This window comes from Streptomyces sp. PH10-H1 (assembly GCF_030063355.1).
Lineage (GTDB): Bacteria > Actinomycetota > Actinomycetes > Streptomycetales > Streptomycetaceae > Actinacidiphila.
In genome coordinates, this window is sequence record NZ_JASISZ010000004.1 from 41,314 (window position 1) to 61,821 (window position 20,508).

Sequence of the window (20,508 nt, forward strand, 5' to 3'; positions counted from 1 at the left end):
GCTGGTCTGCCCGGCATATCTGAGTGGTCATCAGCCGTGCAGCCCGCACTCGGTCTTGCCACGGCCCGCCCAGCGGCCGGCGCGGGCGTCCTCGCCCTCCAGCACCCGGCGGGTGCACGGCGCGCAGCCGACCGACGCGTAGCCGTCCATCAGCAGCGGGTTGGCCAGCACCCCGTGCTCGGTGATGTACGCGTCCACGTCCTCCTGCGTCCAGCGGGCGATCGGGGAGACCTTGACCTTGCGCCGCTTCTCGTCCCATCCGACGACGGGCGTGTTGGCGCGGGTCGGGGACTCGTCGCGGCGCAGACCGGTGGCCCAGGCGTCGTAGCCGGTCAGACCGTCCTCCAACGGCTTGACCTTGCGGAGCGCGCAGCACAGGTCCGGGTCGCGGTCGTGCAGTTTCGGCCCGTACTCGGCGTCCTGCTCGGCCACCGTCTGGCGCGGGGTGAGCGTGATGACGTTCACGTCCATCACGGCCTCGACCGCGTCGCGGGTGCCGATGGTCTCGGGGAAGTGGTAGCCGGTGTCGAGGAAGACCACGTCCACGCCGGGGAAGGCGCGGGACGCGAGATGCGCCACGACGGCGTCCTCCATCGAGGAGGTGACGCAGAAGCGCGGGCCGAACGTCTCGGCGGCCCAGCGCAGGATCTCGAGCGGCGCGGCCTCTTCGAGGTCACGGCCCGCTTGCTCTGCCAGGTGCCGCAAGTCCTCGGCGGTGTGCTGTGCGGTGGTCACGACTCGCCTCCAGTCGGGGAGCTGTTCTCAAGTCCCTTGGCCAGCAGACCGAGGAACTTCAACTGGAAGGCCCGGTTGCATGCCCGGCATTCCCAGGCGGCGCCCGATCCGTGGGGGACCTTCTCCTCGGAAGGGCGCAGATCCTCGTCCCCGCAGTACGGGCAGTAGAACGGTGCGGCGCGCTCGGTCATGACAGCGCCTCCTCGGAGGCGCGGGCGGCCCAGGTGGCGAAGCGCTCGTCACCCTCGCGCTCGGCCTCGAAGCGCCGCAGCACCCGCTCGACGTAGTCGGGCAGCCCGGCGGAGGTCACCTTCAGACCGCGTACCTTGCGGCCGAAGCCGGGCTCCAGGCCGAGGCTGCCGCCCAGGTGCACCTGGAAGCCCTCGACCTGCTCGCCGTTCTCGTCGGTGACCAGCTGGCCCTTGAGACCGATGTCCGCCACCTGGATACGGGCGCAGGAGTTCGGGCAGCCGTTGACGTTGATGGTCAGGGGCTGGTCGAACTCCGGCAGCCGGCGCTCCAGCTCGTCGATGAGGGAGGCGCCGCGCGCCTTGGTCTCGACGATGGCGAGCTTGCAGAACTCGATGCCGGTGCAGGCCATGGTGCCGCGCCGGAACGGGGAGGGCTTCACCTGGAAGCCCAGCGCCTCGAGACCGGCCACCAGCGACTCGACCCGGGACTCCTCGATGTCGAGCACGATCATCTTCTGCTCGACGGTGGTGCGCAGCCGGCCCGAGCCGTGCTCGGCGGCCAGTTCGGCGATCTTCGTGAGTGTCGAGCCGTCGATCCGGCCGACGCGCGGCGCGAAGCCGACGTAGAAGCGGCCGTCCTGCTGGCGGTGCACACCGACGTGGTCGCGCCACTGCTGCACGGGGTACTCGGGGGCGGGACCGTCGATGAGCTTGCGGTGGAGGTACTCGTCCTCCAGGATCTGCCGGAACTTCTCGCTGCCCCAGTCGGCGATCAGGAACTTCAGCCGGGCGCGGGTACGCAGCCGCCGGTAGCCGTAGTCGCGGAAGATGCCGATGACGCCGGCCCACACGTCGGAGACCTCGTCCAGCGGGACCCAGGCGCCGAGCCGCACCCCGAGCTTGGGGTTGGTGGACAGTCCGCCGCCGACCCACAGGTCGAAGCCGGGACCGTGCTCGGGGTGGCGCACGCCGACGAACGCGATGTCGTTGATCTCGTGCGCCACGTCCAGCAGCGGGGATCCGGAGATCGCCGTCTTGAACTTGCGCGGGAGGTTGGAGAACTCCTTGGTGCCGATGAAGCGGTCGTGGATCTCGTCGATCGCGGAGCTGCCGTCGATGATCTCGTCGGCCGCGATACCCGCCACCGGCGAGCCGAGGATGGTACGCGGGGTGTCGCCGCATGCCTCGGTGGTGGACAGGCCCACGGCCTCCAGCCGACGCCAGATCTCCGGGACGTCCTCGATCCGGATCCAGTGGTACTGGACGTTCTGCCGGTCGGTCAGGTCGGCGGTGCCGCGCGCGAACTCCTGCGAGACCTCGCCGATCACCCGGAGCTGGTCGGTGGTGAGCCGGCCGCCGTCGATGCGGACCCGCAGCATGAAGTACTCGTCGTCGAGCTCGTGCGGCTCCAGGATCGCGGTCTTGCCGCCGTCGATCCCGGGCCGGCGCTGGGTGTAGAGCCCCCACCAGCGCATGCGGCCGCGCAGATCATTGGGGTCGATCGAGTCGAAACCGCGCTTGGAGTAGATCGTCTCAATGCGTGTCCGCACGTTGAGACCGTCGTCGTCCTTCTTCGTCTGCTCGTTGCCGTTGAGCGGAGTGAAGTGGCCCATGGCCCACTGGCCCTCACCACGGTGACGCCCGGCCTTGCGGCGGGCCGTGGTGGCGGCTGGCTGGTCAGGTGTGGGGGCCATGGCGATGCGTCCTTCGGGCAGGGGCGAATACGTCGGTGGTAGCGCGGGTGCACCTTATGGCCTGCGGAAACCTGAAAATGATCAGGGCAGTCGGCCTCGGCGGGGTGCGTGCGCATCCACGGCACAAGAGGTCGGCGGGAGTGCCGGTACCAACCGGCGCGGCGCGGTCAGCTCGCCGGACAGATGGCGCTGGACACGCGGCAGAAGTCGACGTGCGGCCGACCTACCAAGGCGATTCCAGTGCGGGACATGTCGGAAGCGTGGCATGGGGGTCTTGGAGGAGTCCACCGTAGTCCACCATGTGGACCAGATAATCCCATCTAGCGAGACGATGTGTTCTGCGTCACCGCTCAGCGGGCCACGGGCCCGCCGGGACGGCCTGGTCCGCTTCCTCTTCCGTCCTGGTGTCGAAGAGCCGGAACCCGCGCCGCTCGTAGTTCGCCATCGCATGCGGCCCGTCCAGGCTGCAGGTGTGCACCCACACCCGCTTCGTCGCGTCCCGCCCCCGCCACCGGCCGGCCAGGTCCCAGGCGCGGGCGGTCCCGTACGAGAGCAGATGCCCGCCGATCCCGCGGCCACGGAAGGCCGGCAGCAGCCCGAAGTAGATGATCTCCACGACTCCGTCGTCCTGCGGGTCGAGCTCGACGAATCCGGCCGGGGTGCCGTGGTCGTACGCGACCCAGGTCTCGGAGCCCGGCCGGTCCAGGTGCGCCTGCCACTGCCCGTACGTCCACCCCAGCCGGTCCGTCCACCGGCAGTCCGCGCCGACCGACGCGTACAGGAAGCGGCTGAAGTCGGGCGACGGCACCTCGGCGGCCACGATCCGGATCCCCGCGTCCGGGGCGGGGGCGCCGGAGGCCCGCAGATCGGCCGGGGAGGTCTGTTCGAGGGACCAGGTGGTCACGCTGATGCTCATGCCGCCACCTTACGATCGGCGCCGGATGCCTGGGGCGGGAGGCTCGGGGCTCTGCGCTCGGGGCTTGGCGCTCTGCGCTCGGGGCTGCGCACGGCGCTCAGCGCCGCCCGGTTCCGCGCACCGCGCTCAGCCGGGCGAAGACGACCACGTTCCCGCTGTACCCGGACTCCTGCGTGTAGCCGCCGCCGCAGGTGATGATCCGCAGCTCGGGCCCGCCCATGTCGCCGTACACGCGCTTCGCAGGGAAGGCCTTCTTGTCGAAGACCTCGATGCCGTAGACGTCGAAGACCGCGGTATGGCCGTCCCGGCGGGTCACCTCGATGCGGCCGCCCTTCTTCAGGGCGCCGAGGTTGTAGAAGACGGCGGGACCCGCCATGTTGTCCACGTGCCCGTCGATGACCGAGGTGCCCTCGGCGCCCGGGGCGGGGGAGTCCTGGAACCAGCCGGCCAGATTCTTGTTCGCCGGCGGCGGCGAGCCCACCCAGCCGCCCGCGTCGAGGCCGACATTCATCAGTGGGGCGTCCACGCCGATCGACGGGATCATGACCCGGACCGGCGGCGAGGCTTGCAGCGGCTCGGGCGGCGCGGCCTGCCGGGCCTTGGTGGGCAGGGCGGCGGGAAGCAGGTCGACGGCGGCGGCCGGGGCGGGCTGCGGGGGGAGGGTCCGCTCCTCGGATCCGCTGCGTATCAGGCTCACCCCGAGGACCGAGGTCACGGCTATGACGACCGGGAGCGCGAGGCTCCGGAGCCCGGGCCGCAAGGTGTTGAGGCCGGGCCGCAGGCTCTTGAGCCCGGGCCGCAGGTTCTTGAAGCTCGTCCGCGCCCGCGTCCGCTCCTGCTCGCGCGTCCGCTCCTGCTCCTGCCCCACCTCCCGCTCCCGCATCCGCGCCTGCTGCCGGGCCCGCTGCCGCGCTCGCTGCTGCTGCCTCGTGGCCATCGCCGTCCTCCCGCTCGAGCCGTCCCCCGAAACGCTAGGTGCGGGGCGGGCGGGCGGCGACAGCTGACCGGCGATCGGGTGGCCGGGGCGCCGGGGGCGGTTTCCGTACGCCCTGCCGCCCTGCCGCCCCGCCCTCGTACGCTGTGGCGCATGAGTCCGACCCGCCCCGTCATCGTCCTCGGCGAATGTGTCGCCGACGCCTTCGCCGTCCCCCGGTCAGGGGACGCGGCCGCCGGGCTCGAACTGAACGTCGTACCGGGCGGCGGCCCGGCCAACACGGCGGTCGCGCTGGCCCGCCTCGGTACTCCCGCGCGGTTCCTCGGGCGGCTGTCGGGCGATGTCTTCGGCAGGCTCTTCCGTGAGCATCTCGCCGGCTCCGGCGTCGACCTGTCCGGCTGCCCCGACGCCGCCGAGTCCAGCACGCTCGCCGTCGCGGACCTCGACGCGGCCGGCCGCGCCTCCTACAGCTTCCACGCCGAAGGCACCGCCGACTGGCAGTGGACGGCGGCCGAACTCACGGCCGGGCTGCCCGCCGACCCCGGCTGTCTGCACACCGGATCGCTCGCCCTCGTGCGCGACCCGGGAGCCGACCGCGTCGAGGAACTCCTCGACGACCTCCGCCCCCGCGCCACCATCAGCATCGACCCCAACGTCCGGCCGCGGCTCGTGCACCCCGACCGGTACCGCGAGCGGCTGCCACGCTGGTGCGCGGCCGCCGACATCCTCCGTCTCAGCGACGACGACCTCGCCCTCCTCCACCCCGGCACCCCGCCGGAACGGGCGTGCGACGACTGGCACGCGCTCGGCGTCCCGCTCGTCGTGATCACGCTGGGCCCCAAGGGAGCCCTCGCCTCCCTCAACGGCGAACGCGTCCAGGTACCGGCCCAGCCGTCCCACGTCGTCGACACCGTCGGCGCCGGCGATGCCTTCATGGCCGGCCTCCTCCATCACCTCCACTCCACCGGTCAGCTCGGCGCCCGCCTCACCGCCCTCACCCCCACCGACGTCCACGCCGCCCTCACCCTCGCCACCACGGTGGCCGCCGCCACGTGCGCTGCCCGCGGCGCCAACCCGCCGTGGGCGGACCAGCTCCCGGCCTTCCGATAGCCCTCAAACACCGGGCGGGCTGGAAGCTTGCCGCTTCGGTTGCGGGGGGTGTGGGGCCGTACCGCGGCCCGTCCGGTGCGTGAGGCCGCGCTTCGGCCGGCCCAGAGGGTGCACGCCGCTCTCAGCCCGGCCGGCGTTTGAGGCCATCGGGTGCACGAGCCGATGGCTGGGATCAAGACGGCAGCCACCCCCGGGGAGCGGTTCAGGCGCGGGCCGCCCGGACGGCTGGGGCCTGGGAGTGGGGGAGGAGGTCGGCGGGGTGGTGGGGGCGGATGAGTTCGACGTCGACGCCGTCGGCGAAGCGGTAGGGCCGGTGGGCGAGGACGCCCGCGAGGTTGCGGCGGAGCCGCGAGAGCTCGGCGCGGACCGTCACCGTGCGGCCGGCGTCACCGAACAGGTCGTGGGCCAGCTCGGCGGCGCTGCGGCCGCCGCGGTGCACGGCGAGGACGAAGAGCAGCTCGGCATGGCGCGGGCTGAGCTGCTGGGCCCAGCAGCCGGCCGCACCGGAGACCGTGACGGCCCAGGCGCGCGGCAGGCTGACGTCGAGGACGACGCGGCTCGCGGCCGACGGCCGCTGCCGGTCGCCGACCCGGATCAGCCAGCCGCCGGGCAGCGGTTCCAGGGAGCACATGCCGAGGCTGGGCAGCCACACCTCGCCGGACCGCACGGACAGCGGCAGGGCCACCCGGTCCGGCGGCGCCATGGCGGTGACCGCGGCGGTCCAGCCGTTGCGGTCCACGGCCACGGCCTTGCCCTCGATACGCGCCAGCAGGGGCGCGGCGATCGCTCGCAACCGTTCGATGGAGGCCCAGTGCCGGAGCCGCAGCTCGCCCTCGGCGACCCGGGTCACGGCGGTCACCAGGGACAGCGTCGCCGGGTGGAGGGTGGCCGCGGGGCCGCTGATGTCCACGACGCCCAGCAGCCGCCCGTCGCGCGGGTCGTGCAGCGGGGCGGCGGCGCAGGTCCATGCGTGGTGGGTGCGTACGAAGTGCTCGGCGGAGTGCACCTGCACGGGCGCGCGGGTCACCAGCGCGGTGCCGATCGCGTTGGTGCCGACCACGTCCTCGGCCCAGGACGCGCCCTCGGCGAAACCGAGCCGGTCCGCGCTCTTGCGCACCGCGAGGCTGCCGTCCCGCCACAGCACCCGGCCGTCGGCGTCCGTGACCACCATGATGTGCGAGGCGATGTCGGCCACCGACACCAGTCCCTCGCGCAGCAGCGGCATGACGTCGCCCAGGGGCGAGGACTGCCGGCGGTGTTCGATCTCCTCGGTGGACAGCAGGGTGGAGTGCCGGCCGATGTCCGGATCCACACCGTGGTTGAGCACCCTGAGCCAGGATTCGCCGATGACCGTCCGCAGCGCCGCGGGCGGGGCGTCACCGGCCAGTGCGGCCTCGCGCACACTGGCGAGCAGCCGCGCCGAATCGCGGACGCCCATCGGCCCGAGGCGGCCGGGACCGGTCGGTGGGTGTGTCACTTCGCCACTGGATCGCATGCTTCTCAATGCTGCACTCCATGGTGCCGCCGCGGGATGCGTCATGCGGCGGCAACCGGCATATCCAGTGCAACGGCTGCAACCGTTGCGAGTGCCCGGCGGCCGGGCGGACAGTGACGCGGCATCACCGCAAGTGCGGTCGCCGGCACATACTCCGTCGTCCGACCGCACCACAAGGGGGGAATTCCGCCATGTCGCGCACCTCCCCCGGTGGTCGCAGGACCGGGGGTGGTGCCGAGTCGGCGCGGCGCCACCCTCTGCCGGCGCGGTAGCGGACCGTTCCTCTCCGATACCCCTCGGAGGGTGCGGGCCCGCTACCGCGCCCACCTCCTCGTCGACCGAGTCCTCGACCGAGTCCTCGGCCGGCGTCCTCGGCCGGCGTCCTCAGTCGGCGTCCGGCCGGGCGCGGTCCACGATCGAGGCCAGGTCGAGGGTGTGCGGCAGGGTGCCGAAGGTGGCTCCCCAGTCGCCGCCGAGCCGCGAGGCGCAGAACGCGTCGGCCACGGAGGAGGGCGCGAAGCGCACGAGCAGCGAGCCCTGGAGGATCAGGGCCATGCGTTCGACGATGCGGCGGGCCCTGGCCTCCACACCGTCCAGGTCGGCGAGTTCGGTGAGCAGCCCCTTGATGGCGCCGTCGAGTCGGTGGTCCGCGCCACGGGCCAGGCCGATCTCGCTGAGGAAGGCGTTCAGGGCCGGAGGATCACGGCGCAGTACCCGCAGGACATCCAGCGCCTGGACGTTGCCCGAGCCCTCCCAGACCGAGTTCAGCGGGGACTCCCGGAACAGCCGGGGCATGCCCGACTCCTCCACGTATCCGTTGCCGCCGAGGCATTCCAGGGCCTCCACCGCGACCGCCGGGCAGCGCTTCGTCACCCAGTACTTGGTGACGGCCACCGCCAGCCGCCGGAAATGCCGCTCCTGCTCGCCGCCGGAATCGTAGGAGGCGGCCAGCCGCAGCGCGGTGGTGGTGGCGGCCTCGGACTCCAGGGCGAGGTCCGCCAGCACGTTGCGCATCAGCGGCTTGTCGATCAGCGGGCCCCCGAATGCGCTGCGGTGCGCGGCATGGTGCACCGCCTGAGCGACCGACTGCCGCATGATCGCCGCGGAACCGACGGCGCAGTCCAGCCGGGTCGCTGCGACCATCTCGATGATGGTCGCGACCCCGCGGCCCTCCTCGCCGACCCGGCGCGCCCACGTCCCGTCGAACTCCACCTCCGACGAGGCGTTGGAACGATTGCCGAGCTTGTCCTTCAGCCGCTGGATCGCGAAGACGTTACGTGTCCCGTCCGGCAGCACCCGCGGCAGCAGAAAGCAGCTGAGCCCGTCCGGAGCCTGCGCCAGCACCAGGAAGCCGTCCGACATCGGCGCGGAGCAGAACCACTTGTGGCCGGTCAGGGCGTACGTGCCGTCCTCGGCGAGCGGCTGGGCGCGGGTGGTGTTGGCCCGTACGTCCGATCCGCCCTGCTTCTCCGTCATTCCCATTCCGAACAGCGCGCCCGGCTTCCGGTCCGCCGGGGCGAGCTTCGGATCGTAGATCCGCGAGCGGAGTCGCGGCTCCCATTCGGCGGCCAGCGCCGGATCGGCACGCAGGGCGGGCACCGCCGCGTGGGTCATCGACACCGGGCAGCCGTGCCCGGCCTCGGCCTGCGACCACACCAGGAACCCGGCCGCACGGCGCAGATGGCCGTCGGGACGGGACCAGGCGTCGGTCAGGCCGGCCGACACCGCGCGGCCCAGCAGCCGGTGCCAGGACGGGTGGAACTCGACTTCGTCGATCCGGGTGCCGTATCTGTCGTGCGTACGCAGCACCGGGGGATGGGTGTTCGCCTGGTCCCCCCAGCGCTGTACCTGCGCCGAGCCCGCCGCCCGGCCCAGCTCGCCCAGTTCGGAGTGGATCTCCGCCAGCCGTTCCGGAGCGGCATGGCGTTCCACGGCCTCGACGAGCGCGGCGTCGGAGGCGTAGACGTCATGGCCGACCAGCGGCGGAGGCTGGTTGGTCACCATATGCGTAGGGGGACTCATGGCAGCAACCGTAGGCGCCCGCGCACACCGGGCGGAAGGAGCCGCCCCGCCGCCGCGGGTCGCGGACCGGTGGCCCGAAGGGAGTGGGACCGGCTCTGCCCGGGGCGGCTACCGTAGGCGGGTGCACGCAGCGGATGGAAGAAGAGAGCGGTCCCCCGGCCGCTGGGGCAGAGCTCGGGTCCTGTACCGGAATGTGTCGAAGCGCAGGGTCGGCTGGCTGCTGCTGAAGGACACCGTCAACTCCTCCATCGAGTACCGGGTCACCGGACTCGCCGCGGAGGCCGCCTTCTTCGTCCTGCTGTCCCTGCCGCCGCTGCTGCTCGGTCTCGTCGGCGCGCTCGGCTACGTGGACTCGGTCATCCGCACCGACACCATCGCCCACCTCCGCGAGAACATCCTCACCGCGTCTGCGACCGTCCTGTCGGACAAGGGCGTGAACCAGCTGGTGCGGCCGCTGGTCGACAGCGTCTTCCACGGGCGGCGGCCCGATCTCATCTCGCTCGGCTTCGTGATCGCGCTCTGGTCGGGTTCCCGCGCCCTCAATGTCTTCGTCGACACCATCACGATCATGTACGGCCTGGAAGGGCACCGCGGGATCGTCAGGACCCGGCTGCTCGCCCTTGTGCTGTACATCGTCGCGCTCATCGTGGGCGCGGTCGTGCTGCCCCTCATGGTGGCCGGGCCCGACGCGTTCGTCTCGCTGCTGCCGCGCAGCCAGGGCACGATCCACATCCTCTACTGGCCGGTCGTCCTGCTGGTGTCGATCGCCTTCCTCACCACGCTCTATCACGTGTCCGTGCCGGTGCGGTCGCCCTGGTACGAGGACGTGCCGGGGGCGCTCATCGCCCTGATGATGTGGGTCCTGGGCAGCTTCCTCCTGCGGATCTACCTGACGCACACCGTCGAGGGCCCGACGATCTACGGGTCGCTGGCCGCGCCCGTCGCGGTGCTGCTGTGGATCGGCATCTCCGCCTTCGCGGTCCTGGTCGGCGCAGCCGTCAACGCGGCCGTGGACCGCATTTGGCCGTCCCTCGCGACCGCCGCCGCCCGTGAGGAGAACGCCCGCGCCCTCGAGGCCGTGGCCGTCCGGGTGGTCGCCGACGCCGCCAAACGACGTGCGGAGCACGCCGCCGAGGACGGCCGCGACGACGATGACGGCGACCCCGGCCCCGACGACCCTCCCGCCGAATTCCCCGAGCGCTGGGCGGGCTTCCTCCCCCCGGCGGACGTCCGCTCCCGCCTCCGCCGCCGCGACTGAACCGGGACCCGAGTCCGCGACCTGGAGTCCGGGACCTGGAGTCCGGTCGCCGGGCGCCGGAACCCGGGCCCCGCGGGGCACAATGGGGGTGTGTACCGGGAGAGGTCGTCGCGGGTCGCGGGCGCGGTGCTCTGGACCAGGACCGTCGGGGCCGGGGACGGCGGCCCCTACCGGGTGCTGCCCGACGGGTGCATGGACGTGATCTGGTCGGACGGGCAACTGATCGTCACCGGTCCCGACACCCGCGCCCATGTCGCGGAGACTCCCGCCGGCGCGCGCTTCGCCGGACTGCGGTTCGCGCCCGGCACGGGGCCGGGGGTGCTGGGCGTCCCGGCGTACGAACTGCGGGACCTGCGCGTCCCGCTGGACGCGCTGTGGCCGGGCGGCACCGCGCGGCGGATCGCGGAGCGGATCGATGACGCCGCAGACCCGGGGACCGCGCTGGAGGAGGCGGTGGCCGGGAACGGGCTCGGGTACGGGTACGGGTACGGGCAGGGCCGCGAGGCCGGGACCGCGGATCCGCTGCCGGCCGCGACGGCGGCGCGGCTGGCCTCCGGCGGGAGCGTGGCATCCGTCGCGAAAGCCGCCGGGCTGGGCGAACGGCAGCTGCACCGGCGCTGCCTGGCGGCGTTCGGCTACGGCCCGAAGATGCTGGCGCGGGTACTGCGGCTGCAGCGGGCACTGGAACTGGCCCGGCGCGGCACCCCGTTCGCCGAGGTCGCGGTGGTCGCGGGCTACGCCGACCAGGCTCACCTCGCGCGCGAGGTGAAGGCGCTGGCCGGGGTGCCGCTGGGCGAGCTCATTCGCTAGCGGGCAGCACCGCCAGCAGGTCGACGTGGTTGCCGTCGGCGTCCAGGACGGTGGCGTAACGCTGCCCCCAGAAGGCGTCGAACGGCGCGAGGTGTCCCGTGTACCCGGCGTCCACGAGGCCGGCGTAGACCTTGTCCACCTCGGCGGGGCCGTCACAGGCGAAGGCCAGTCCGACCCGCCCGGAGCCCTGCGGGGGCTGCCATCCCGGGGTGAAGGAGCGGATGACCTCCTCGGTGTCCCATACGAGGAGCGGGCCGCCGGGAAGGGCGGCCTCGACGTGCGGCTGGGCGTCGGCCTCCGCCGGGATGTCCAGACCGAGCCGGCGGTAGAAGGCGAGCGACGCGGCCATGTCGGAGGCGACCAGACCGATGAACGAGAAACGAGGAGTCATACGGCTCACGTTAGGCGGGCCCGGACTCCGGAGTCTTGAACGAATCGGACATCGGAACCGGCACTGGCATCGGCACTGGCATCGGCACTGGCATCGGAACCGGCATCGGAACCGGCATCGGAACCGGACATCAGGAGAGGTCGGCGGGCCGCGCAAAAAGGGGTGGACAGCGATCTGAGCCGTGTCGTAACTTCCTCAGGAGCGCAGCGGTGGAAGACCGCGGCCCGCACACATACGTGGAGGTGTTTTTCGATGACTGTCATTGCGCAGGGCTCTGCCCGCATTCCGATGCACGTCCTCCTCACCTCCGCGGTCGCCGGCTGACCTCTTCCGAACCCTCAGCTCCGGGACCGCCCTTTCGAAGGGCATTCCGTTGATCAACGGATCTGCTTCCCACCCGCTCACCTCGTACGGCTGGGACTCCATTCTCGACACCGAATTCACCCCGTACGCCGCGCAGGGCCTGTTGCCCGGCCGGATCGTGCGGGTCGACCGCGGGCTGTGCGACGTCGTCACCCCTGATGGCACGCTGCGCGCGGACACCACCCCGGTCCATTCCTCCGACCCCATGAAGATGGCCTGCACCGGCGACTGGGTGGCCGTCGACCCGGTCGCCGCGACCGGTCCCGCCGTCCGCGCGGTGCTGCCACGCCGTACCGCCTTCGTCCGCTCGACCTCGTCCACCCGGTCCGAGGGCCAGGTGCTGGCGGCCAACATCGATCACGCCGTGATCGCGGTGTCGCTCGCCGCCGAACTCGACCTGGGCCGCCTGGAGCGGTTCCTGTCGCTGGCCTGGGAGAGCGGCGCGCAGCCGCTCGTCGTCCTCACCAAGGCGGATCTGGCGGGCGACACGACCCATCTGCTCGCCGACGCCGAGAGCGCTGCTCCCGGCGTCCAGGTGCTGGTGGTGAGCGCCACGACCGGGGAAGGCATCGATGTGCTCGGGGCGGTGCTGGCGGGCACCACCTCGGTGCTGCTCGGCCAGTCCGGCGCGGGCAAGTCCACGCTGACCAACGCCCTGTTGGGCCGGGAGGTGCAGGAGGTGCAGGCCATCCGTGACGCCGACGGCAAGGGCCGGCACACCACCACCACGCGTGACCTGCTGCCGCTGCCGTCCGGCGGGGTGCTCATCGACACCCCCGGGCTGCGGGGTGTCGGGCTGTGGGACGCCGAGTCCGGTCTCTCGCAGGCCTTCTCGGAGATCGATGCGCTCTCCGCCGACTGCCGGTTCCACGACTGCTCGCATGTCGCGGAGCCCGGCTGCGCGGTGCTCGCCGCCCTGGAGGACGGCTCGCTGCCGCACCGCCGGCTGGAGAGCTACCGCAAGCTGCTGCGGGAGAACGCGTGGATCGCCTCCCGCACCGACCAGCGGCTCCGCGCCGAGATGCGCCGTGACTGGAAGATGAAGTCGGCGGCGGGGCGGGCGATGTACGAGGCGAAGCGCGGTGGCGGCCACCGCAGGGAGGCCTGAGGCGGCCCCCGCGTCCGGGGCCGGACCCTCCGGCGAGGCCGCCAACGAGGCGGCCGCGCCGGTGGGTTCAGCCGGCGCCGTTGTGACGGTGACGGCGCCGGACCGCGATCGGACTTCCCTCGCTCCAGAAGGTGGCCACGACGCTCGCGATGCCGAGGGCCACAATCACAATGCCGAGGATGATCGTGTAGACCATGAGCGTCCTCCTGTTGGCGGGGGTGCGCACCATCACCGCACCTTCACAATCGCTGTCAGTCCGTGACCTTCCCGTTGCCTTCCGTTCCCAACCGTCCCGGACCCCCCGGACCTTGGCGCCCGGGGCGGCCGGCTGTCACGGCGTCAGGCGGAGCGCCGCCTGACCAGGTGGGTGGGGGTGATCACCGAGGACAGCGGCAGGGCGCCGGGAACGTCCCGCCTCGGGTCGAGGCCGCTCAGCAGCAGCCGGGCCATCAGCCGGACCGTCGTCAGCGGGGGATCGGTCCACTGCGCGACCTGGACCATGTCGTCGAAGCCGACCACCGCGACATCGTCGGGCACGCGCAGCCCGCGCTGCCGCAGCACGCGCAGCGCCCCCGACGCCATCAGGTCGGAGGCGGCGAAGACCGCGTCGAGGTCCGGGCAGCGGTCCAGCAGCCGGGCCATCGCGCGCTCGCCGCCGTCCGGTGTGAAGTCGCCTTCGGCGATCAGCATCGGGTCGCAGTCCGGCAGAACGTCGCGGAATCCGTCCAGCCGGTCGACGGACGCGGTCTGGTCGAGCGGTCCGCTGATGTGCGCGATACGGCGGCGCCCGAGGCTCGTCAGCAGGCGTACGGCCGTACGCGCCCCGCCGCGGTTGTCGCAGTCCACGTACAGCGCGCTGCGGTCCCGCTCGGTCTCCGCCCAGCCGGGACGTCCGCCGAAGACCGTGGGAACGCCCGCCTTGCGGGCGAGTTCGGGCAGCGGGTCGTGGGCGTGCAGGGAGAAGATCAGCGCGCCGTCGACATGGCCACCCGCGAGGTAACGGCCGACCCGGTCGTAGTCGGCCGTGCCCTCGACCAGCAGCAGCACCAGCTGGTTGTCGTGCGCGGTCAGTTCCTTGCTGATGCCGCGCACCTGCTGGGCGAAGAACGGGTCGGAGAAGAACCGGGTCTCCGGCTCGGCGACCACCACGGCCACCGCGTCGTTGCGGCGGGTGACCAGGGTCCTGGCCGCCTGGTTCGGTACGTAGCCGAGTTCGTCGACCGCCTGCCGCACCCGGTCGGCCAGCGGCGCGCGCACCCCCGCCCCGCCGTTGACCACGCGCGACGCGGTGGCCCGCGACACCCCGGCCCGCTCGGCGACGGCCTCCAGGGTGGGGCGGGACGGGAAGGTCTGCTCGGACACTGAACGCTCCTCTGCGAGCTGGATGCGGACAGGGTATCTCCTGGCAAGACGCTGTGAGAGCGCTCTCACAAGCTGCGCCGCCCCGCTGATCGCCATGTCTGATTTCCGCCAGTCGATTCCCGCCCGATGCCGCAGACTGGAGAACATGATTGACGAAGAGACCGGATATGCGGCGGTACGCGGCCGCGATGCCCGTTTCGACGGCGTCTTCTTCTTCGCCGTCGCGACGACAGGCATCTACTGCCGCCCCAGCTGCCCAGCCGTGACGCCTAAACAGCGGAACGTGCGCTACTATCCCACGGCCGCCGCCGCCCAGAGCGGCGGCTTCCGCGCCTGCCGGCGCTGCCGCCCCGATGCCGTCCCCGGCTCCCCGGAGTGGAACATCCGTGCCGACGTCGTCGGCCGCGCCATGCGGCTGATCGGCGACGGCGTGGTCGACCGCGAGGGCGTCGCGGGCCTCGCCGACCGGCTCGGCTACAGCTCCCGCCAGGTCCACCGGCAGCTCACCGCCGAAGTCGGCGCAGGGCCCGTGGCGCTGGCCCGCGCTCAGCGCGCCCTGGCCGCACGGGTCCTGCTGCAGACCACCACGCTGTCCGTGACCGACACGGCGTTCGCGGCCGGTTTCGCCAGCGTCCGCCAGTTCAACGACACGATTCGCGAGGTCTACGCCCGCACCCCGAGCGAACTGCGCGCCGCCGCGCGCGCCACCAAGACCGGCAGTGCCACCAAGACCGGCAACGCCACCAAGGAAGGCAGTGCCACCAAGGCCGGCAGTGCCGCCGCCCGTGCGGCGGAGCCCGGCGGCCTGGCGCCCGGTTCGGCCCCGGGTTCCGGCGTGCCCCTGCGGCTCGCCTACCGGGGCCCGTACGACGCGGCAGGAGTCTTCGACTTCCTGCGCGCGGACCTGGTGCCCGGGATCGAGGAGATCACCGGTCAGCCCGGCCGGCGCACCTACCGGCGGACCCTGCGGCTGCCGCACGGCCCCGGCGTGGCCGAGGTCGACGAGCGAGGCCGATCCGGCTGGCTCGACTGCCGGCTCCGCCTCGCCGACCTGCGGGACCTGACGACCGCCGTACAGCGGGTGCGCCGGCTGTTCGACCTGGACGCCGACCCGTACGCCATCGCGGACTCGCTGCGCGGCGATCCCCTCCTCGGCCCGCTGGTCGCCGCCCGCCCCGGGCTCCGCTCACCGGGCGCGGCCGATCCCGACGAGCTGGCGGTCCGCGCCGTACTCGGCGGCCCGGCCGCCGCCGGGGCGCTCGTCACGGCGTACGGCGAGCCGCTCCCCGTCGCCGACGGCGGGCTCACCCACCTCTTCCCCGAACCCGCCCGTATCGGTGATCCCGCCCTGCGTCCGCTGACCGCCGCGCTGGCCGACGGAACCCTGCGGCTCGACCCCGGCGCCGACCGGGACGAAGCGGGCCGCGTACTCCTCACCTTGTCCGGCATCGACCCGTGGACGGCCGGTTACATCCGGCTCCGCGCCCTCGGCGACCCCGACGTCGCCCTGCCCAACGAACCACCGCTCAGTGACGCGTGGCGCCCCTGGCGCAGCTACGCCCTCCACCACCTCTGGGCCGCGGGCCACCGCGCCCGCCCCCGACTGGAGTTGACGACCTGATGACCAGCCCCGTGACCACTCCCGTGACCCTGTACACCACCTTCGACAGCCCCCTCGGCGAGCTCCTCCTCACCAGCGACGGCACCGCCCTCACCTCGCTCTCCGTCCCCGGCCAGCGCGGCGGCGCCACGATCCTGCCTGGCTGGCGCCACGAGCCGACCGCCTTCACTGAGGCCGAACGCCAGCTCAAGGAGTACTTCGCGGGCGACCGCCGGGAGTTCGACCTCCCCCTCGCCCCCACCGGCACCGACTTCCGCCGCAGGGTCTGGAACGCCCTCGACGCCGTCCCCTACGGCGCGACCGTCACCTATCGCGACCTCGCGGCAGCCGCCGGATCCCCCGGCGCGGTGCGCGCCATCGGCGGCGCGGTCGGCGGGAACCCGCTGCTCGTCCTCCGCCCCTGCCACCGCGTGATCGGCGCCGACGGCAGCCTCACCGGCTACTCCGGCGGCCTTGACCGCAAGCGCACTCTGCTCGCCCTAGAGGGCGTCCTCTGACACCGTGCGCCCGCGCATCCCGGACTCCCCGCCCTCGATCCCCCAGCTGATGATCCGGCGGGGCCGGATCCGGATCACCTCAGGACTGAGATGCGCCCCCAGATCGTGGGCCCCGGTCACCTGCTCCGCCTCACCCCGGATCTCGATCCCGCGCACCATCCACGGCTGATGGCTGACGATGTCATCGACGATCAGCGAGACCAGCGGATTCCCCGCGATGTTCCGCCACTTCTTCGTGGTCCCCATCGCATACCCGCCGATATCGATCGCACCGTCCTCGCGTACCACGAACCCCACCGGATTCGCCTGCGGCTGGCCCTTTCCGTCGACCGTCGCCAGCCGGCCCAGCTTCTGCCCGTCCAAATACGCCCGCTCGCCCGCACTGAAAGTCGCCATACAGCCAGCCTCACACCCGCCGTCCCCCCTGGCATCGGGCGCTGGGCCTAGGACCTGTCCGGCCGCTGGTCGCAGCGGTGCCGCGGTCTGTGGCGGCACGGGCTCCGGCGGCGCGTCGGGACGGGCCGGGCCGGTCGAGCCGCGTCAGGCCGCGTTCAGGCGAAGAGCACGGCGCCGAGCCAGGCGCCGGCCACGAGCAGGCAGGAGAACAGCTCGGCGAGGACGGAGCGGCCGATGGCGCGCATCGCGGTGCGGGTGGCGGTCCAGGCGGCGCCGTGCGTGCCGAGGCGGACGCGTTCCACGGCGTAGATGTAGGTGACGAAGCCGATGGGGGCGCCGATCACCGGGAGGACGACGAAACCGGCGATGGCGGCGGAACCGGCGGCGAACAGATTGCGCCAGCTGAGTCCCGAGTCGCGGATGCGGCGGGCGGGGAGCAGCCATTGGATCACCTGGTTGAGGGCGAGCAGTCCGGTGGCGGTGGCCAGGACCGCCCAGGTGAGCGTGGTGTGCAGATTGGTGGCCCACCACAGCACCGCGCTCCAGCACAGCAGCGACCCCGGTACGCCGGGCACCAGCACGCCGAGCAGGCCGAGCAGCATCACGGCGCCGATCAGCAACAGCTGTGGGGTCCCCATGCGCTCACCCTGCCGGAAAGCCGCGGTGGCCGCCCCCGGATATCGTCCGGGTGGCCGGTGGCCGGTGGGCGGCCATCGGGTGGCCGGAGTCCGGCCGAGGTGGGCCGGTCAGCCGTGGCGGGCGACCCAGTCGCGTTCGTAGGTGTGCCAGCCGAGCTGGAGCCGGGTGGTGACCCCGGCCATCTCCATGAGGTGTTTGACCCTGCGCTGCACGGTGCGCAGCCCGAGGTCGAGCTGTTTCGCGACGCTGGCATCGGTGAGTCCGGCGAGCAGCAGCGACAGGATCTGCAGGTCCAGGCCGTCGGGTTCGTGCAGAGGCTGCTCGTCGATCACGACGCCCTTCAGCCGCAGCGGCATGGCCTGGCGCCATACGCCCTCGAAGAGGCCCATCAGGGACTCGAGCAGGCCGCTGGCGTGCACCACCAGCGCGGCGGGCTGTCCCGCACGGCGGGTCAGCGGAACCATGGCGAGCGTGCCGTCGGCGAGGACCAGTTTCGTCGGAACCCGGTCGATCACCCGTATCTGTTCGTCGCGGCTCATCGCGGCGGACAGTTCCGTGATGCCGTTCGGGCTGGTGAGGATCTCACGTTCGATCACCACGCGGTAGGCGACGCCGCGTTCCGCGGCCTGCTCCTCGGCGCTGTTGTCCATGCCGCTCACGACGACCGGGTGGCCGGTGACCAGGGCGCAGACCTCCTTCTCCGCACCGAGTTGCAGTTGTAGGAAGCGCTGGGCTACGGCGTTCGCGCCGGTCACCACTTCCACCAGGTCGTGGACGGCGGGCTCGGTGGCCTCGGCCCGGAACTCCGAGGCGAGCACGGCGGCCGCCAGCTCCGCCTGTTCGAGTTCGTACCGCTGCTGGGTGAGGAGCGCGGCCAGGGCCACGCCCGGGGGAGCGGCCACCCAGCGGCCGGGCCGGGCCGAGGACTGGGCGACGAGTCCACGGCCCTCCAGCCGACGCAAGGTGCGTGCGGCGTCGTCCTCGGACGTGCTGAGGCGGTGCGCCAGATCGGATATTTCGGCGGCGCCCAGAGCGATCAACGCGCGGTAAGCCGACTCCTGTACGTCGTCGAGTCCTATGGCACCGAGCACGGCGCCCCCTCCCCAAGATGGCGGAAATGAGCCACGGCGGGTTCCCGCCGCGGACATCTTCGCTGCTCACCCGCCTGTTCTGCCAGTGTGGCGGCACTGCGGGAGTGACTTGACACCACTTGGGTCGTTTCGCTGAGGCGCCGTCGGCCGACCCCACCGTGGGGGGAGGGCCGGCCGACGGGCCGGGGTTCGGTCACGCATCCGCCGTTTCCGAAGGCCCTTCGCGGTGGACAATAAGGGCATGAGCCAGCAGGGGGAGACGCACCCTCGTCAAGAGGACGAGTGGTGGCGCGAGTTGTACGGGAGCCCGGAACCGGGCGTTCCCCAAGAGTCGGCCGACACCGTCGACGACCACTACGCCTCGGCCCTGTCAGCCGTGAGCACCCCGGAAGAACCACCCGTTCAGGACGAGCCACCCGTTCGGGACGATCCGTCAGCCCTCGACGATCCCGGCCCGCCGGACACCCTCCGCCTCCGCCGGACCGCACCGCCCACGGCCCCGCAAGCCGAACCGCCCGCCGCCCCGCCCGTCGTCCCGTCCCCGCAGCGGTCGCCCGAGGAGCTGCCACCGCGCGGCGGAGTGATCCCCGCGGCCGGGGAGGCATGGGGACCGCACCAGACGTACCAGCCGCAGCAGCCGCCCCAGCGGCAGGAACCGGAGCAGCCGCGGCAGCCGCAGGAGCCGGAGCAACCGCGGGAACCGGAGTGGCGCGGGACACGGGACGCGACCTCGTTCGGCGAAGGACCGGTGACCTGGAGCGATCCGGACCCCGGCCCCGCGCCGGATCTGCCGCCGGGGTGGGCCGCGGCGGAGCCGCTCGTCGAAGAGGCGGCACCGTTCGTGGGCGACGGGCCTCCGACGTACGCGGCGGAGCCGACGGCCTGGCCCGTGACGCACCCGGACGAACTCGACAACCTCGTACCCGACACCGTGCTGGACGGGGCGCACTACGGCGTCCTGACGCTGCGGACCGTGTCCGTGCGCGGGGACTCCGCCCGGTACCGGGGCCAGCCCCGCCGTGACGCGCTGCTGACGGCGCGCTTCGGGGCGGGGGACGACGGCCTGCTGCTGCTGGCGGTCGCCAGCGGGGCGCGGGCGGCCGATGACGCGCACCGGGCGGCGCAGGACGCCTGCCGGTGGATCGCGGGCGCGGTCGGCCGGAGCCAACTGCGGCTGTCGGAGGACATCCGCTCCGCCCGCCGGGGCTCGCTCAAATCGGGGCTGCACCGGCTCACCGACCGCTGCTACGGGCGGCTGCGGGCCCGGGGCGAGGATCTCGGGCTGGAGGAGGGCGAATACACGGCCTCCTTGCGGTGCCTGCTGCTGCCGGTCGACCCGTCCTGCCGCATCCGGCTGTTCTTCGGGGTCGGGGACGGCGGTCTGTTCCGGATCCGCGACGGAAGCTGGCAGGACCTGGACCCGCTGCGGAAGCCGTCCGAGCCAGAGGAACGGTTCCGCTTCCGCGCCTCGGTCGCGCACCCCGGCGACGCGCTGCTGCTGTGCAGCGCCGGCTTCGCGGAACCGCTCCGCGGCGAGCCGGCGCTCGCCGCGCGGCTGGCCCACCGGTGGGGGAGCGGCGAGCCGCCGGGCCTCACCGCGTTCCTGGCCGAGTCGCAGACCCGCGTCAAGGGCTACGCCGACGACCGCACGGCTGTCGGCGTCTGGGACGCCTAGGGCCGGGCGGGCTGAATTCAGCCCGCCCGGGGGTCCGGGTGGCGGACCCGTGCGCGTCATGCGGAGATGGAGTCAAGTCCCGCGACGAGCGATTGGCGCCCGATGGCGAAGCAGACCGTGGCCGAGCAGTTCGTCGATGTCCTGGTGCGTGCCGGGGTGGAGCGCATGTACGGCGTGGTCGGCGACAGCCTGAATCCGAT

General features: G+C 72.7%; 21 protein-coding genes. 7 read left to right on the top strand and 14 right to left on the bottom strand.

Annotation, left to right across the window (positions count from 1 at the left end; genetic code table 11):
• Positions 1–30 precede the first annotated feature (30 nt).
• The 6 genes from QMK24_RS03990 to QMK24_RS04010 form a co-directional block, all read right to left on the bottom strand.
• Positions 31–735, bottom strand: a complete 705-nt coding sequence (locus tag QMK24_RS03990) for a phosphoadenylyl-sulfate reductase (RefSeq protein WP_283463683.1) — start codon at positions 733–735, stop codon at positions 31–33.
• Positions 732–926 (bottom strand): hypothetical protein, encoded by a 195-nt coding sequence (locus QMK24_RS03995; protein WP_283463684.1) that lies wholly within the window; start codon positions 924–926, stop codon positions 732–734. Before QMK24_RS03995 ends, QMK24_RS03990 begins: the two co-directional genes overlap by 4 nt.
• Positions 923–2,620, bottom strand: a complete 1,698-nt coding sequence (locus QMK24_RS04000; protein ID WP_283463685.1) for a nitrite/sulfite reductase — start codon at positions 2,618–2,620, stop codon at positions 923–925. Before QMK24_RS04000 ends, QMK24_RS03995 begins: the two co-directional genes overlap by 4 nt.
• A gap of 167 nt (positions 2,621–2,787) precedes the next feature.
• Positions 2,788–2,940 carry a putative leader peptide gene (locus tag QMK24_RS41420; protein WP_349361984.1) on the bottom strand — a complete coding sequence of 51 codons (153 nt, stop codon included), beginning with the start codon at positions 2,938–2,940 and terminating at the stop codon, positions 2,788–2,790.
• A 23-nt stretch (positions 2,941–2,963) separates the two neighbouring features.
• The gene (locus QMK24_RS04005; RefSeq protein ID WP_283463686.1) at positions 2,964–3,536 is read right to left on the bottom strand and encodes a GNAT family N-acetyltransferase; all 573 of its coding nucleotides are present in this window, start codon (positions 3,534–3,536) and stop codon (positions 2,964–2,966) included.
• A gap of 97 nt (positions 3,537–3,633) precedes the next feature.
• Positions 3,634–4,473, bottom strand: coding sequence for a class F sortase (locus QMK24_RS04010; protein ID WP_283463687.1), 840 nt, complete (start codon positions 4,471–4,473; stop codon positions 3,634–3,636).
• Between the two features lie 150 nt (positions 4,474–4,623).
• Here QMK24_RS04010 and QMK24_RS04015 point away from each other — a divergent pair, with 150 nt between their 5' ends.
• Positions 4,624–5,580 (top strand): carbohydrate kinase family protein, encoded by a 957-nt coding sequence (locus tag QMK24_RS04015; RefSeq protein ID WP_283463688.1) that lies wholly within the window; start codon positions 4,624–4,626, stop codon positions 5,578–5,580.
• A gap of 202 nt (positions 5,581–5,782) precedes the next feature.
• Here QMK24_RS04015 and QMK24_RS04020 read toward each other — a convergent pair whose 3' ends face one another.
• Both QMK24_RS04020 and QMK24_RS04025 read right to left on the bottom strand, forming a co-directional pair.
• Positions 5,783–7,018: a GAF domain-containing protein gene (locus QMK24_RS04020; protein ID WP_283463866.1), complete on the bottom strand. Its 1,236-nt coding sequence runs from the start codon at positions 7,016–7,018 to the stop codon at positions 5,783–5,785.
• Positions 7,019–7,459: 441 nt separating this feature from the next.
• The gene (locus tag QMK24_RS04025; protein ID WP_283463689.1) at positions 7,460–9,097 is read right to left on the bottom strand and encodes an acyl-CoA dehydrogenase family protein; all 1,638 of its coding nucleotides are present in this window, start codon (positions 9,095–9,097) and stop codon (positions 7,460–7,462) included.
• Positions 9,098–9,290: 193 nt separating this feature from the next.
• Here QMK24_RS04025 and QMK24_RS04030 point away from each other — a divergent pair, with 193 nt between their 5' ends.
• A complete protein-coding gene (locus QMK24_RS04030) occupies positions 9,291–10,355 on the top strand; it encodes a YihY/virulence factor BrkB family protein (protein ID WP_502962567.1) in 1,065 nt (354 codons plus the stop codon).
• A gap of 90 nt (positions 10,356–10,445) precedes the next feature.
• Positions 10,446–11,165, top strand: a complete 720-nt coding sequence (locus QMK24_RS04035; RefSeq protein WP_283463691.1) for a helix-turn-helix transcriptional regulator — start codon at positions 10,446–10,448, stop codon at positions 11,163–11,165.
• On the opposite strand, the gene QMK24_RS04040 is transcribed toward QMK24_RS04035, so the two are convergent.
• Positions 11,155–11,556 (bottom strand): VOC family protein, encoded by a 402-nt coding sequence (locus QMK24_RS04040; RefSeq protein WP_283463692.1) that lies wholly within the window; start codon positions 11,554–11,556, stop codon positions 11,155–11,157. The genes QMK24_RS04035 and QMK24_RS04040 overlap by 11 nt on opposite strands.
• Before the next feature lie 373 nt (positions 11,557–11,929).
• Here QMK24_RS04040 and rsgA point away from each other — a divergent pair, with 373 nt between their 5' ends.
• A complete protein-coding gene (gene rsgA, locus QMK24_RS04045; RefSeq protein ID WP_502962566.1) occupies positions 11,930–13,027 on the top strand; it encodes a ribosome small subunit-dependent GTPase A in 1,098 nt (365 codons plus the stop codon).
• A gap of 67 nt (positions 13,028–13,094) precedes the next feature.
• Here the strand turns inward: rsgA and QMK24_RS04050 are convergent, their stop codons facing one another.
• Both QMK24_RS04050 and QMK24_RS04055 read right to left on the bottom strand, forming a co-directional pair.
• Positions 13,095–13,223 carry a hypothetical protein gene (locus QMK24_RS04050; protein WP_283463693.1) on the bottom strand — a complete coding sequence of 43 codons (129 nt, stop codon included), beginning with the start codon at positions 13,221–13,223 and terminating at the stop codon, positions 13,095–13,097.
• Between the two features lie 143 nt (positions 13,224–13,366).
• The gene (locus QMK24_RS04055) at positions 13,367–14,389 is read right to left on the bottom strand and encodes a LacI family DNA-binding transcriptional regulator (RefSeq protein ID WP_283463694.1); all 1,023 of its coding nucleotides are present in this window, start codon (positions 14,387–14,389) and stop codon (positions 13,367–13,369) included.
• Between the two features lie 145 nt (positions 14,390–14,534).
• Here QMK24_RS04055 and QMK24_RS04060 point away from each other — a divergent pair, with 145 nt between their 5' ends.
• Together QMK24_RS04060 and QMK24_RS04065 are read left to right on the top strand one after the other, a co-directional pair.
• Positions 14,535–16,010 carry a bifunctional transcriptional activator/DNA repair enzyme AdaA gene (locus QMK24_RS04060; RefSeq protein WP_283463695.1) on the top strand — a complete coding sequence of 492 codons (1,476 nt, stop codon included), beginning with the start codon at positions 14,535–14,537 and terminating at the stop codon, positions 16,008–16,010.
• A complete protein-coding gene (locus QMK24_RS04065; protein WP_283463696.1) occupies positions 16,010–16,507 on the top strand; it encodes a methylated-DNA--[protein]-cysteine S-methyltransferase in 498 nt (165 codons plus the stop codon). The genes QMK24_RS04060 and QMK24_RS04065 overlap by 1 nt, the downstream gene beginning before the upstream one ends.
• On the opposite strand, the gene QMK24_RS04070 is transcribed toward QMK24_RS04065, so the two are convergent.
• The 3 genes from QMK24_RS04070 to QMK24_RS04080 all read right to left on the bottom strand — a co-directional run bounded on the left by QMK24_RS04070 (position 16,490) and on the right by QMK24_RS04080 (position 18,633).
• Positions 16,490–16,903 carry a PPOX class F420-dependent oxidoreductase gene (locus tag QMK24_RS04070; RefSeq protein WP_283463697.1) on the bottom strand — a complete coding sequence of 138 codons (414 nt, stop codon included), beginning with the start codon at positions 16,901–16,903 and terminating at the stop codon, positions 16,490–16,492. The genes QMK24_RS04065 and QMK24_RS04070 overlap by 18 nt on opposite strands.
• Positions 16,904–17,058: 155 nt before the next feature.
• A complete protein-coding gene (locus tag QMK24_RS04075) occupies positions 17,059–17,541 on the bottom strand; it encodes a DUF456 domain-containing protein (RefSeq protein ID WP_283463698.1) in 483 nt (160 codons plus the stop codon).
• Between the two features lie 108 nt (positions 17,542–17,649).
• Positions 17,650–18,633, bottom strand: a complete 984-nt coding sequence (locus QMK24_RS04080; protein ID WP_283463699.1) for a helix-turn-helix domain-containing protein — start codon at positions 18,631–18,633, stop codon at positions 17,650–17,652.
• 241 nt (positions 18,634–18,874) lie between these two features.
• On the opposite strand from QMK24_RS04080, the gene QMK24_RS04085 reads away from it, so the two are divergent.
• Positions 18,875–20,308: a protein phosphatase 2C domain-containing protein gene (locus QMK24_RS04085; protein ID WP_283463700.1), complete on the top strand. Its 1,434-nt coding sequence runs from the start codon at positions 18,875–18,877 to the stop codon at positions 20,306–20,308.
• The last annotated feature ends 200 nt before the right edge of the window (positions 20,309–20,508 follow it).